This window comes from Enterobacter bugandensis (assembly GCF_900324475.1).
GTDB lineage: Bacteria > Pseudomonadota > Gammaproteobacteria > Enterobacterales > Enterobacteriaceae > Enterobacter > Enterobacter bugandensis.
In genome coordinates, this window is sequence record NZ_LT992502.1 from 2,061,648 (window position 1) to 2,074,307 (window position 12,660).

A 12,660-nucleotide genomic window follows, 5' to 3' on the forward strand; every position below is an offset into this window, starting at 1 on the left:
ATAGCCTTTCCAGTAAATTGCAGGTTTTCTGCACACTAAACTGCACAAACAGCTTTTTCATTGGATCTCACCGAAAAAACGCTATGTGCAGAATATACATGAAAACCCTTCGGGTTTTTCACGTCTGTTGAGCGTGTTATATGGCTTTCGCGCTGTTTTTTACCTTGGCGATGAGTTTTTCGGTCACGGCCAGGCCTTCCGCAATGTGCGTATCAATCACATCCGCCCCGTATTCGCTGATGAGATCCAGCAGTATTTCGTAAGACTGGATGAGTTCCAGCAGGTCAAAGAGCGCTTTTTGATCGGTGCGTGAGGGTGAGGTGTGGTTAAGGGTTGCCTGATTAACAATCCACTCAAGATTGGTTTTTATCGCTTCTACCTGATCGTAGCTATACATAATTCATGGGCTTAAATCCTCATTTCAAGATTTCTGGGAGCGATGTCGTGAAAGCTTCACGGCGAAAATGAGTAAAACGATCGCAAGAGCGGGATGAGCTGAAGAAAGGAGAGTCGAGAAGCTAATTATGGAATAGTTTGCGTGCTTAGCAAGTTAAATGTTGCGCAAACGTAAAAATAAATGCGCGAAAGGAGGGCGTTTTCGCGCAATGCCTTCAATTCGCGCAGATTATCCTATCCGACGATCAGGTTTCCCAGGCGTGTGGGGCGAACAGATAACCCTTGTTACGCACGGTTTTAATGCGGTAGGGCTCGGTGGCGTTATCCTGCAGTTTTTTGCGTAATCGCGAAATCGCCACGTCAACGCTGCGATCCATACCGTCATAGCTCACGCCACGGAGGTTTTTCAGCAGCGCGTCGCGGTCCATGATTTGCCCGGCATGCGTGGCCAGCTCCCAGAGCAGGTCAAAGTCTGCGGTAGAAAGGGCGATAAGCTCGCCGGAAAGCAGGACCTGGCGGTTAACCGGGTCAATAGACAGCGTACCGAAGCGCAACGCTTTGTGCGGCGTCAGGGACGGCGCGGGCGCTTCGCGTTCGATGCTGGCGTGCTGGCGCAAATGCAGGCGCAGGCGGGCCAGCAGGACGGCAGGCGGTGTGGTTTTCAGAATGTAATCATTGGCGCCCATCTCCAGCGACAGAATATGGTTCATATCGCTGTCCAGTGAGGTAAGCAGAACGATAGGACCATCCCAGCGGGCGCGCAGGTCCCGGCAGAGCGTCATGCCGTCTTTGCCTGGCAGCATGATGTCCAGCAGCACTAAATCCGGGTTTTCACGGACGACCACCTCTTCGGCACGATCGCCGCGAGGCTCAACAATGACGTCCATATCATGTTTACCCAGATAGGCGGCGATCAATTGCCCGACTTCGGGTTCGTCTTCAACATATACAATCTTATTCATACAGCGTCTGTTTTCGTGAAAAAAGCCAAAATACACCGCGGAACCTTAACCTTCCATTAATCTTTCAAAATTAACGCCGCTTCCGTTATTCTGACGTTTCTTGTTATTTGATTGTTATAGGAAAAAATATGGGGCTGGTGATCAAAGCCGCGCTGGGGGCGCTGGTGGTGTTACTGATTGGCATTCTGGCAAAAACCAAAAACTACTATATTGCCGGGCTGATCCCGCTATTCCCGACCTTTGCGCTGATTGCCCACTATATTGTGGCCTCTGAGCGGGGTACGGAAGCGCTACGCACGACCATCGTGTTTGGCATGTGGTCAATCATTCCGTACTTTCTCTACCTGCTTTCCCTGTGGTATTTCACCGGTTTTCTGCGGCTTCCCCTGGCGCTGGGCGGGGCAGTGGTCTGCTGGGGGCTCAGCGCCTGGGTGTTAATCTTCTTCTGGAGCCGCTTTCATTAGCGCAGCGGGCGGCCGCCGTCCACGGCAAAGGTTCTGCCGGTGACGTAGCAGCTGGTGAGCAGGTAATCCACCAGGTCGATCACCTCTTTCTCACCGGGCGCTATTTTCATGAGCGACTTATTCAGCGCCTGCTGGCGATACTCCGCATCATCGTGTTCGTTAAACAAAATCATCGCCGGGGCGATGGCGTTCACCTTTACCTCGGGCGCGAGCTTGCGGGCAAAGGAGCGCGTCATGTTATCCAGCGCGGCTTTGCTGGCCGCGTAGGCGATATGCTTGTCGCTGCCGCGCTCCACCACATAATCGGTAAAGTGAATAATGTCGCCCGCCGCATGCCCGTGGCCGCGCAGCAGATCCTGCAGCGCGTGATTAAGCAGATAAGGGGCGTTAACGTGGATCTGCAGCATGGCGGAGAGCGTATCGCTGAGGGACGTGCCGGGCTTCTCGGCACACCATGCGCTGGCGTTATGGATCACAGCGCGCAAACCCGTCGCGGTGGATTTAACCTGTTCGGCAAAGGCCAGAATGCCTTCGTCGGTGGAAAAATCAGCCTGAATGCAGATCGCTCCGGCTTTGCGCAGCCCCTCAATCGACGGGTATTCCGTACGGTAGCTGACAATGACCGGATGGCGAAGGTTGAGAAAGTGATGGGCGAGGGCGAGGCCGATACGGCGGCCTCCACCGGTGATCAGTATTGGGCGAAGCGGTGCATTTCCCATCGTATTCTCCTTTACAGTTCAACAATGGGAAAGACAGTGCTATCCCATTAACATCCAGGTTGCCGGTACGGCAGCAACCAGTAACAGCCCGATTAAGGCCATTTCACGGCGTTTCAGCGCGTTCTCCAGCTGATGCGTGCGGCGGGCATAGATAAACACCAGCAGACCCGGCGCATACAGCACAACCGACAGCAGCAGATGCATCGGCCCGGAAGCATACAACAACCACAGGCCGTAAATACAGGCCCCTACGCCCACAACATAGTGCGCCGGACGCGTGGCGATTTTTAACAAATACGCACCCACTAAGAAATAGGGTACCAGAATCATCTCCGAGGCGATGGTCAGCAGGGTGTTATAGTCTGAACCTGTGAGCCAGATCAGCACCAGACAGACCTGAACGCTGATGTTGGTCAGCCAGAGTGAGGCTGATGGCGCATTATTTTGGTTTTGACGGGCAAACAAGCGTGGAAACGCCTTGTGCGTCGCGGCCAGGAACGGCACTTCAGCCGCCATGATGGTCCAGCTCAAATAAGCGCCGCAGACGGAGACGATCAGCCCTGCGGCAATCACCACGTCGCCCCACGGGCCGAGCATTTTCACCATCAGTCCTGCCATGGACGGGTTACGCATTTCGGCCAGTTCAGGACGCGCTACCACGCCCAGCGAAAGCAGGGTCACCAGCAGATACACGCCCAGCGCCGCCAGGACGGCCAGCAGCGTGGCGCGGCCCACATCGCGCTTATTGCGCGCGCGGGCAGAAACCACGACGGCACCCTCAACGCCGATAAATACCCACAGGGTAATCAGCATCGTGTTTTTCACCTGCTCCCAGACCGGAACGCCCAGCGCAATGCCGCTGAAATCAAGCGAAAACACGTCAAGACGAAACGCGATAAAGGCCAGCACGATAAACAGGCCAAGCGGCACCAGCTTCGCCAGCGTCGCCACCAGGTTGATGCTGGCGGCGGTCTGGACACCGCGCAAAATCAGCCAGTGAACAATCCACAGCAGCACCGAGGCGCCGACGATAGACTGCCAGGTATTGCCGTCGCCAAACAGGCGCAGCTCAGGGGTATCGGTAAAGAAACTGAGCGCCGAGAAGACAATCACCAGATAAGAGACGTTGGCGATGACCGCGCACAGCCAGTAGCCCCAGGCGGAACAGAAGCCGATCAGCTCGCCGAAACCTTCACGTGCATAGGTGAAAATGCCGCCGTCCAGATCCGGGCGAATGCGCGTCAGCAACAGCATGGCAAACGCCAGCAGCAATATCCCGACACCGGTAATGCCCCAGCCAATGAGCAGGGCGGCAGGGCTTGCGACGGCCGCCATGTTCTGCGGTAAACTGAATACGCCCGCGCCCAGCATTGAGCTCAATACAAGTGCAGTTAAAGCACTCAGGCCAAGTTTCTTTTCCATTGGCTTCCTGTTATGAAAAGTCCCAATCCAGAATAATTATTTCGCTAAGGCGCATAAAAATGGTGGATCACACTAAGGCGCGGGATTTTACGGAGTGTAACGAAAGCATGCAATGATGTGTGGCAGATTTTCAAAAAAAGTAACAAAAAAGGCGGCATTGCGCCGCCTTTCATCAACGGTTTTGTTACTTGTACAGATCGGCGCTGATGGTCACGTTGTTACCACGTTCCTGCCACTGGCGGGTGATGTGGTAATACTTCGCCCCTTTCTTCGCCGCACGCTTCGCGACCTGATAAGAGACTTCCGTCATATTGCCGTAGTTGCCGGTAAACTTGATGCTGTCGAACGGCACCATCTGCGCGGCAGTGGCTTTGTTCAGCTCTTCAATTTTGGTGCCGTCCGGCAGCGTCACGGAGTAACGGCCACCTTTCGTGGACTGCGTTTCAAAGAAACGGCCCACTTCAGCGCTTGGCGCCGCAGAGGTCGCTACGCCCGGAATTTCAACTTTCTTCGCTTCTTCGCCGCCTTTGGCTATCGCCGCGCGACCCGCTTCAGAATCCGCAGGGATGGCATCCGGGCTCTGCAGAACGCGTTTTTTCGCATCTTCTTTGTAGATGAATGCGGTAATGCGCTGGTTGCCGCCCTGGTTAGCATCCACCTGACGCACGATATAGAAAGAGTAGGCACCTTTTTCTTTCGCGGCTTTGGTGATGGCATCGTTCACTTCTGGCTGGCTGCGATAGAAGCCCTGAACGGTAACGGTGTCGTAAGGTTCCAGCTCAATGGCCTGGTCTTTCGGCAGCTCAACGATACCGTTGATCACGCGATTTTTCGGCGCGTCAGCCTTTGGTGCATTATCTTTATACAGCGCAATGGTCACGCGCTGGTTACCGCTGTTGCCGTAATCGGACTGGTCAACTACGTAAAACGAGGCCGCCCCGTTTTTATCCGCGGCTTTTGATGCGGCGGCGACGGCATCGCCAATAGAATTATAACGACCCACAATGACCGTATGGTCAAAAGGTTTTAACGCTGCCGCTTGCTCTGGCGTTAACTCTGTTGCGGCATTCGCAGACAGGGCGGTCGCACAGAGAAGTGCGGACGCCAGGAGTGTGTTCTTAAGCTTCATAAAAATAATCCTTCGCCTTGCGCAAACCATGTACTGGTATTGTTGTTAATTTGAGACGGCCCCGATTATGGCATTTAAAACCCGTCGCTGTCTGCGCCATTTTTCACTGCCTGTGCTCACTCAATTACCGAATTCGATAACATTTAGTGATATGTTGAAAAAACAGGCGTTTGACAAGCAAAACTGATAAAGCATATGACTTTTACAAGTTAATTTAATGTTAATAACTTGTTCTCTTATGGCGCTATATCATGTTTTTACCGCTTCGTTTGCGCGATTTATCGGTTCTGGCGATGAATTTAAGGTAAATATCACTGTCAGTGACGCCGATCGCTTATTTTTCACAGATAAAGTAAGAAATAGTGTTTTCTGGCGGTAGATCACAAGCGCTATTTTCAGTAGGTTATAGACAGTTTGTTACTGTTTTATTTTGCGGGGTTACTCATTTCTCGTCGCTATCATGCTGGCGAAAATTGATACAAACCGCGGGCATTTATCGACAAACCATCATCAAAAACCGATGGAAGGGAAAACTATGCGTATTGGGGTACCAAAAGAACGGTTAGCCAATGAAACCCGCGTAGCGGCAACACCGAAAACGGTGGAGCAACTGCTTAAGCTGGGTTTTACCGTCGCGGTTGAAAGCGGCGCAGGCAAGCTGGCGAGTTTCGATGACGAAGCCTTTATTCAGGCTGGCGCGGAAGTGGTGGACGGTGCTGAAGTCTGGCAGTCGCCCGTGATTCTGAAGGTCAACGCGCCGGAAGAGAGTGAGATTGCGCTGCTGAATCCAGGCACCACGCTGGTGAGCTTCGTCTGGCCTGCACAAAATCCTGAACTGATGGAGAAGCTGGCGGCCCGTGGCGTGACCGTGATGGCGATGGACTCCGTGCCGCGTATTTCGCGCGCGCAGTCGCTGGATGCGCTGAGCTCCATGGCAAACATTGCCGGCTACCGCGCCATTGTTGAAGCAGCCCACGAATTTGGACGCTTCTTTACCGGCCAGATCACCGCGGCGGGGAAAGTCCCACCGGCGAAAGTGATGGTGATTGGCGCGGGCGTGGCGGGTCTTGCCGCAATCGGTGCGGCAAACAGCCTGGGCGCTATCGTGCGCGCGTTCGACACCCGTCCCGAAGTGAAGGAACAGGTTCAGAGCATGGGGGCCGAGTTCCTTGAGCTGGACTTTAAGGAAGAAGCGGGCAGCGGTGATGGTTACGCGAAGGTGATGTCCGAAGCCTTTATCAAAGCCGAAATGGAACTCTTCGCCGCGCAGGCAAAAGACGTCGACATTATTGTTACCACCGCGCTTATTCCGGGTAAACCGGCGCCGAAGCTGATCACCCGCGAGATGGTCGACTCCATGAAGCCGGGCAGCGTGATTGTCGACCTGGCGGCGCAAAACGGCGGTAACTGCGAGTATACCGTTGCCAATCAGGTGACCACGACCGCTAACGGCGTGAAGGTGATCGGCTATACCGACCTGCCTGGCCGCCTGCCAACCCAGTCGTCTCAGCTGTACGGCACCAACCTGGTTAACCTGCTGAAGCTGCTCTGCAAAGAGAAAGACGGCAACATCACCGTCGATTTTGACGATGTGGTGGTGCGCGGCGTCACCGTCGTTCGCGAAGGTGAAATTACCTGGCCTGCGCCGCCTATTCAGGTTTCAGCCCAGCCCCAGGCTGCGCCAAAAGCGGCACCCGAGCCAAAAGAACCGGCAAAACCGGCCTCTCCGTGGCGCAAATACGCCATTATGGCGCTGGTCATTATTCTGTTTGGCTGGCTGGCTGACGTCGCGCCGAAAGAGTTCCTCGGCCACTTTACCGTCTTCGCACTCTCGTGCGTTGTGGGTTACTACGTGGTGTGGAACGTCTCCCATGCGCTGCATACGCCGCTGATGTCGGTGACCAACGCTATCTCCGGGATCATCGTGGTAGGGGCGTTGCTGCAGATTGGACACGGCGGCTGGATCAGCTTCCTGAGCTTTATCGCGGTGCTGATCGCCAGTATCAATATTTTCGGTGGCTTCACCGTGACTCAGCGCATGCTGAAAATGTTTCGTAAAGGCTAAGGGGTAGCATATGTCTGGAGGATTAGTGACAGCCGCATACATTGTTGCTGCAATCCTGTTTATTTTCAGTCTGGCGGGGCTTTCCAAACACGAAACGTCTCAGCAGGGAAATAACTTTGGTATCGCCGGGATGGCGATTGCGCTGATTGCCACCATCTTCGGGCCGGATACCGGCAACGTGGCGTGGATCCTGGTGGCGATGATCATCGGCGGCGCGATTGGTATTCGCCTGGCGAAGCGCGTTGAAATGACCGAGATGCCGGAGCTGGTGGCGATTCTGCACAGCTTCGTGGGCCTGGCAGCGGTGCTGGTGGGCTTCAACAGCTACCTGTATCACGAACCGGGCATGGAGCCGATTCTGGTCAACATTCATCTGACCGAAGTGTTCCTCGGTATCTTCATCGGTGCAGTAACCTTCACCGGTTCTATCGTAGCGTTCGGCAAGCTGCGCGGTAAGATCTCTTCTAAACCGCTGATGCTGCCTAACCGTCACAAGCTGAACCTGGCGGCGCTGGTGGTGTCGTTTGTGCTCCTGGTGGTCTTCGTGCGTACCGAAAGCGTGGGCCTGCAGGTACTGGCGTTGCTGGTGATGACCATCATCGCGCTGGCGTTTGGCTGGCATCTGGTGGCGTCCATCGGCGGTGCGGATATGCCGGTGGTTGTCTCGATGCTGAACTCCTACTCCGGTTGGGCAGCGGCGGCTGCGGGCTTTATGCTGAGCAACGACCTGCTGATCGTCACCGGTGCGCTGGTCGGTTCTTCCGGTGCCATCCTGTCTTACATCATGTGTAAGGCGATGAACCGTTCGTTCATCAGCGTTATCGCCGGTGGCTTCGGTTCTGACGGTTCTTCTACCGGCACTGACGAAGAAGTGGGTGAACACCGTGAGATCAGCGCGGAAGACACCGCGGAAATGCTGAAAAACTCGCATTCTGTGATCATCACCCCAGGCTACGGTATGGCGGTGGCGCAGGCGCAGTATCCGGTGGCGGAAATCACCGAGAAGCTGCGCGCGCGCGGTATCAAAGTTCGCTTTGGTATTCACCCGGTGGCCGGACGTCTGCCGGGCCACATGAACGTACTGCTGGCGGAAGCGAAGGTGCCATACGACATCGTGCTGGAGATGGACGAGATTAATGATGATTTCGCCGACACCGACACCGTGCTGGTTATTGGTGCTAACGACACCGTTAACCCGGCGGCACAGGACGATCCGCGCAGCCCAATCGCCGGGATGCCGGTTCTGGAAGTGTGGAAGGCGCAGAACGTCATTGTCTTCAAACGCTCGATGAACACCGGCTATGCTGGCGTGCAGAACCCGCTGTTCTTCAAAGAGAATACCCATATGCTGTTTGGCGACGCCAAAGCCAGCGTGGATGCGATTCTGAAAGCGCTGTAATTCGCTTTCTCCTGACAAACCGCCCTTTCGGGGCGGTTTTCCTATTTCTGCGGCCAGCGTTTCTCCTCTGTCTATACTTTACCCTTTGTGTAATACGAGGAGGTGTAATGCAATTTCTGTCCCGCTTCGACATCATCGCGCTGATGATGACGCCGACATTCTGGATAGGCGCCGCCACGGTTGTCTTTGTGACGCTGCTGGTGTACTGGCTGCTAACGCGCCTGATCGCATTCGTTAAGAAAGGCATCACCACCTGGGGCGACAAGCACCCGACCACCAACCGGATGCGTTTTATCCTGACCGATATGCTTAACCGCACCAGCCGCTTCCTGCTGTTTGTGGTGGCGCTGCTCTTCAGCCTGCGTTTCGTTGACTTGCCGGATCATCTCTTTGGCACCGTGAGCCACGCCTGGTTCCTGGTTTTCGCCATCCAGGTGGCGCTGTGGATGGATCAGGGGGTGGTGTCGTGGCTTCGTCACGTCATGCTGGCGCCCGGAAGCCATAAAAACCCGGTCACGCTGGTGATCACGGGGCTTATTCTCCGTGCCATCGTCTGGTCAGTGATGCTGCTGTCTATCCTTGCTAACGCGGGCGTCAACATCACTGCTCTGGTTGCCAGCCTTGGGGTAGGGGGTATTGCCATCGCCCTCGCCGTACAAACGATCCTCAGCGACGTGTTTGCCTCGCTCTCTATCGGCTTTGATAAGCCGTTTGAAATTGGCGATTTTGTGGTGTTCAACGACGTGGCGGGGACGGTAGAGCACATTGGCCTGAAAACGACCCGCATCCGCAGCCTGAGCGGGGAGCAGATCGTCTGCGGTAACGCCATTTTGCTTCAGCAGACGCTTCACAACTACAAACGCATGCAGACGCGTCGCATCGTCTTTACCTTTGGCGTTGCCAGCGACACGCCGCCCGATAAGTTGCGCTACGTGGGGGATATGGTCAGGCAGATCATTACCGATGTCGGCGAGACAAAATTCGATCGTGCCCATTTTCTGGGATTCGACCGCGACCGCCTGACGTTTGAAGTCGTCCATATTGTTAATACCGCGGATTACAATAAATACATGGACATCCAGCAGGAGATCAATATCCGTATTCTTGAAGGGCTGAACGCCCAGGAGATTAAGCTGGCGCTGCCCAGCATGGTATTGCACGCGCCGTGGATGCAGGATGAGTCAGGTGAACAGCCGAAGCCGGTAATGGAGAGCTGATGAGAAAAGCCCGCCGGAGCGGCGGGCTTTGATGTTTACGTTAATCGTCTTCCGGGTCGTCCAGCTCAATCGGCGTCTGATACTCATCCGGCTTGATGACCAGCAGGTCGCAGCGCAGATGGTCGATCACCTGTTCGGCGGTATTGCCGAGGAAGGCAGCAGAGATACCGGTCCGGCCAATGGTGCCCAGCACCACAATCCCGGCCTGCAGATGTTCGGCTAAATCCGGGATCACCTCTTCAGGCAGCCCTTTTTCCACGTGCGTCATGTTCTCGTCAATGCTGAACTTCTGGCGCAGCGCTTTCATCGCCAGCAGGTGCTGACCGCGGATCGCGTCGTTATAGACGCTAGGGTCAAATTCCGGCAGCTCAATGGCGATATTGATCGGGGTAACCGGATAGGCGCCCACCAAATGCACTTCGGTATGGTTAACCTGATCGGCAAGCTGGATGGTCTCCTTCACCAGCTTCTCGTTGAGCGAATTGTGATAATCCTCTTCGCTCGCGAGATTCACCGCCACAACGGCTTTCCCGCCTTCAGGCCACGGCTGGTCTTTCACCATCCAGACCGGGCAAGGGCATTTACGCAACAGATGCCAGTCGGTCGGAGTGAAGATTACGGACTCCAGCTTGTCGTGCTGGTGCGCCATCTTCAGCAGCAGGTCGTGCCCACCGGCAACCACTTCCTGGATAATGGCCTCAAAAGGTCGGTTATGCCAGACCACTTTAATATCAATAGGCACGCCCGCTTCCAGGTAATACTTCGCCTGTTCACGGATCCACGCGGTACGCTGGCTGATGACGCCCTGACGCATAGCGGTGCGCTCGTCAGGCGACAGAAGGGTGGTCATCTCATACGAGAAGTCATAGATCGGCAAAAACGCTTTGATTTTGCCACCAATCCGTTGATGTAAATACACAGCACGTCGTAATGCCGGCTGATCGTCCTGATTCGGATCGATAGCTACCAGCATGTTTTGATACTTGGCCATACAGGTCTCCTTACTACTGTCACCACAGTCTGTAATTAAAAGAGTAACCTATATATCCTGAATGAAACAGAGGGGAGCTTTTGCCAGATCAATAATTCATGAAAATTTATCAGAGGAAAAGCACGGTGGATGTCACCGCGATAAACGCAATGAACAGCAGCACCATCACAGCTATCGCAAAGGTCGTGGAATCCTGAACGTAGGTTTTTTCCTCCCCCTTCATCGGACCGACAAGCATGATCCAGATGAATATAAAGGTCACTGAGGCGATCACGACTGAAACGAAAAACAAACTTTCTCTCAATTCATAACCTCAACGACAACCTTTCAGGCGCTGTGTGGGGACGTGCTACGGTGAAAATGTCTTAAAGCGGAAGCGATGATACCAGACCAATAAATCACGTGTATTTATCAGTCTGGTTATCAAAAGGCGGAGAGTTACGCCACGTTGCGGGCGTGTCCGGCAAGAACGGCCAGCGCTTCGCCGTTTTCAATAGTGATGTATTTACCCTTAACGGCCAGCATTCCGCTCTTCTGGAAACGACCCAGCAGACGGCTGATGGTCTCAACGGTCAGGCCCAGGTAGTTACCGATATCGCCACGGGTCATGGTCAGACGGAACTCACGCGGCGAGAAACCGCGCTCGGCGAAGCGGCGGGAGAGGTTGTAGATAAACGCGGCCAGGCGCTCTTCTGCGTTCTTTTTGGAAAGCAGCAGAATCATGTCCTGATCGCCTTTGATCTCGCCGCTCATCAGACGCATCATCTGCTGACGCAGGTTAGGCATCTTACCGGACAGATCGTCCAGGGTTTCAAACGGAATTTCGCAAACCATTGAGGTTTCGAGTGCCTGAGCAAAGCTCGGGTGGTGACCAGTACCGATGGCATCAAAGCCCACCAGATCGCCTGCCAGGTGGAAGCCGGTGATCTGCTCGTCACCCTGTTCGGTGATGGTGTAGCTCTTGATGGTGCCAGAGCGGATAGCATAGAGCGATTTCAGTTCGTCTCCCGCTTTAAACAGCGTCTGCCCTTTCTGAATCGGCTTTTTGCGCTCGATGATATTATCAAGCTGATCGAGTTCATGCTCATTCAGGGTAAACGGGATACAGAGCTGGCTGATGCTGCAATCCTGGCAATGGATAGCACAACCGCCAGACTGAATGCGTCGTATAATTCGCTTTTCCGGGATCATAGGTTTGCTCAAGCCTTAATTGATATTGGTCAATTTTAACATCTTTTTGGTAAGTACGTAAGCCTGACAAACCCTCAATAAGGACAAGAGACGGCAACGTGTTGCCATCTTCTTGAAATTCCACAGCTTGATTATGGATTTTTAGCCTAACCGGTAGAAAATTAAGCACAAAAAGCCTGGGATCTACAGCAAGAGATACCCTTCGTGACGCAGTAACCACTCCTTGCGCTGCACGCCGCCGGCATAGCCGGTCATGGTGCCGTTACGGCCAATGACCCGATGGCAGGGCACCACAATGCTGACCGGATTAGAGCCATTGGCGGCACCCACCGCGCGTGCGGCGCCTGCGCGGCCTAGCTGCTCCGCGAGCTGGCCGTAATGCATGACCTGCCCGCACGGAATCGACCGCAGCGCCTGCCACACTTCGCGCTGAAAAGGGGTACCTGCCGTGGCGGTTGGCAGAGTGTCAATGATGCTGAGATCGCCTTCAAAATACGCCGCCAGTTTGTCGCTCAGCCCGCCCGGGTTGGTGGCGCTGATGCGTTCATAACCCTGTGCGCGGTAATGAATATCAAGCAGTTCCTCCATGCGGTCGCTGTGCTCTTCCCACTCAACGGCGCGCAGGCAGAACTGCTCGTCCGCGATCACCCACAGCGGCCCGAGCGGCGTCGCAATTTTATCTTCGAGTAATCTCAGCATTTTCAA

The 12,660-nt window shown here is 54.5% G+C and carries 13 protein-coding genes; 4 read left to right on the forward strand and 9 right to left on the reverse strand.

Annotated elements, in window-relative coordinates; genetic code table 11:
• Positions 1-136: 136 nt before the first annotated feature.
• Complete coding sequence (locus tag DG357_RS10130; protein ID WP_047368428.1) at positions 137-397, reverse strand: hypothetical protein; 261 nt, start codon at positions 395-397, stop codon at positions 137-139.
• Between the two features lie 244 nt (positions 398-641).
• Complete coding sequence (gene rstA, locus DG357_RS10135) at positions 642-1,358, reverse strand: two-component system response regulator RstA (RefSeq protein ID WP_028012938.1); 717 nt, start codon at positions 1,356-1,358, stop codon at positions 642-644.
• A gap of 128 nt (positions 1,359-1,486) precedes the next feature.
• Between rstA and DG357_RS10140 the strand changes: the two genes are divergently transcribed.
• Entirely contained in the window at positions 1,487-1,822 is a 336-nt protein-coding gene (locus DG357_RS10140) for a GlpM family protein (RefSeq protein WP_014883596.1), read from the forward strand.
• On the opposite strand, the gene folM is transcribed toward DG357_RS10140, so the two are convergent.
• From folM to ydgH, 3 genes are all read right to left on the reverse strand, one after another.
• Positions 1,819-2,541 (reverse strand): dihydromonapterin reductase, encoded by a 723-nt coding sequence (gene folM, locus DG357_RS10145; RefSeq protein ID WP_041910292.1) that lies wholly within the window; start codon positions 2,539-2,541, stop codon positions 1,819-1,821. The genes DG357_RS10140 and folM overlap by 4 nt on opposite strands.
• Positions 2,542-2,580: 39 nt before the next feature.
• Positions 2,581-3,963: an amino acid permease gene (locus DG357_RS10150; RefSeq protein WP_028012940.1), complete on the reverse strand. Its 1,383-nt coding sequence runs from the start codon at positions 3,961-3,963 to the stop codon at positions 2,581-2,583.
• A gap of 184 nt (positions 3,964-4,147) precedes the next feature.
• Complete coding sequence (ydgH, locus tag DG357_RS10160; RefSeq protein WP_028012941.1) at positions 4,148-5,092, reverse strand: DUF1471 family protein YdgH; 945 nt, start codon at positions 5,090-5,092, stop codon at positions 4,148-4,150.
• A 535-nt stretch (positions 5,093-5,627) separates the two neighbouring features.
• Between ydgH and pntA the strand changes: the two genes are divergently transcribed.
• The 3 genes from pntA (at position 5,628) to DG357_RS10180 (ending at position 9,773) form a co-directional block, all read left to right on the forward strand.
• On the forward strand, positions 5,628-7,157 hold the full coding sequence (gene pntA, locus DG357_RS10170; RefSeq protein ID WP_028012942.1) for a Re/Si-specific NAD(P)(+) transhydrogenase subunit alpha: 1,530 nt from the start codon (positions 5,628-5,630) through the stop codon (positions 7,155-7,157).
• A 10-nt stretch (positions 7,158-7,167) separates the two neighbouring features.
• Complete coding sequence (pntB, locus tag DG357_RS10175) at positions 7,168-8,556, forward strand: Re/Si-specific NAD(P)(+) transhydrogenase subunit beta (RefSeq protein ID WP_045261476.1); 1,389 nt, start codon at positions 7,168-7,170, stop codon at positions 8,554-8,556.
• A 107-nt stretch (positions 8,557-8,663) separates the two neighbouring features.
• Entirely contained in the window at positions 8,664-9,773 is a 1,110-nt protein-coding gene (locus tag DG357_RS10180) for a mechanosensitive ion channel family protein (RefSeq protein ID WP_045261475.1), read from the forward strand.
• 40 nt (positions 9,774-9,813) lie between these two features.
• Here DG357_RS10180 and uspE read toward each other — a convergent pair whose 3' ends face one another.
• From uspE to ogt, 4 genes are all read right to left on the reverse strand, one after another.
• Positions 9,814-10,764 carry a universal stress protein UspE gene (uspE, locus tag DG357_RS10185; RefSeq protein WP_028012944.1) on the reverse strand — a complete coding sequence of 317 codons (951 nt, stop codon included), beginning with the start codon at positions 10,762-10,764 and terminating at the stop codon, positions 9,814-9,816.
• A gap of 109 nt (positions 10,765-10,873) precedes the next feature.
• Positions 10,874-11,026, reverse strand: a complete 153-nt coding sequence (locus tag DG357_RS10190; RefSeq protein ID WP_223824746.1) for a hypothetical protein — start codon at positions 11,024-11,026, stop codon at positions 10,874-10,876.
• Positions 11,027-11,202: 176 nt separating this feature from the next.
• Positions 11,203-11,955: a fumarate/nitrate reduction transcriptional regulator Fnr gene (gene fnr / locus DG357_RS10195; protein ID WP_006174991.1), complete on the reverse strand. Its 753-nt coding sequence runs from the start codon at positions 11,953-11,955 to the stop codon at positions 11,203-11,205.
• A 183-nt stretch (positions 11,956-12,138) separates the two neighbouring features.
• On the reverse strand, positions 12,139-12,654 hold the full coding sequence (gene ogt, locus DG357_RS10200; protein WP_028012946.1) for a methylated-DNA--[protein]-cysteine S-methyltransferase: 516 nt from the start codon (positions 12,652-12,654) through the stop codon (positions 12,139-12,141).
• Between the last annotated feature and the right edge of the window lie 6 nt (positions 12,655-12,660).

What these genes read in the sequence shown, in the direction of transcription:
- DG357_RS10130 (WP_047368428.1), bottom strand. Translation starts at nt 397, where the DNA reads ATGTATAGCTACGATCAGGTAGAAGCGATAAAAACCAATCTTGAGTGG.
- rstA (WP_028012938.1), bottom strand. Translation starts at nt 1,358, where the DNA reads ATGAATAAGATTGTATATGTTGAAGACGAACCCGAAGTCGGGCAATTG.
- DG357_RS10140 (WP_014883596.1), top strand. Translation starts at nt 1,487, where the DNA reads ATGGGGCTGGTGATCAAAGCCGCGCTGGGGGCGCTGGTGGTGTTACTG.
- folM (WP_041910292.1), bottom strand. Translation starts at nt 2,541, where the DNA reads ATGGGAAATGCACCGCTTCGCCCAATACTGATCACCGGTGGAGGCCGC.
- DG357_RS10150 (WP_028012940.1), bottom strand. Translation starts at nt 3,963, where the DNA reads ATGGAAAAGAAACTTGGCCTGAGTGCTTTAACTGCACTTGTATTGAGC.
- ydgH (WP_028012941.1), bottom strand. Translation starts at nt 5,092, where the DNA reads ATGAAGCTTAAGAACACACTCCTGGCGTCCGCACTTCTCTGTGCGACC.
- pntA (WP_028012942.1), top strand. Translation starts at nt 5,628, where the DNA reads ATGCGTATTGGGGTACCAAAAGAACGGTTAGCCAATGAAACCCGCGTA.
- pntB (WP_045261476.1), top strand. Translation starts at nt 7,168, where the DNA reads ATGTCTGGAGGATTAGTGACAGCCGCATACATTGTTGCTGCAATCCTG.
- DG357_RS10180 (WP_045261475.1), top strand. Translation starts at nt 8,664, where the DNA reads ATGCAATTTCTGTCCCGCTTCGACATCATCGCGCTGATGATGACGCCG.
- uspE (WP_028012944.1), bottom strand. Translation starts at nt 10,764, where the DNA reads ATGGCCAAGTATCAAAACATGCTGGTAGCTATCGATCCGAATCAGGAC.
- fnr (WP_006174991.1), bottom strand. Translation starts at nt 11,955, where the DNA reads ATGATCCCGGAAAAGCGAATTATACGACGCATTCAGTCTGGCGGTTGT.
- ogt (WP_028012946.1), bottom strand. Translation starts at nt 12,654, where the DNA reads ATGCTGAGATTACTCGAAGATAAAATTGCGACGCCGCTCGGGCCGCTG.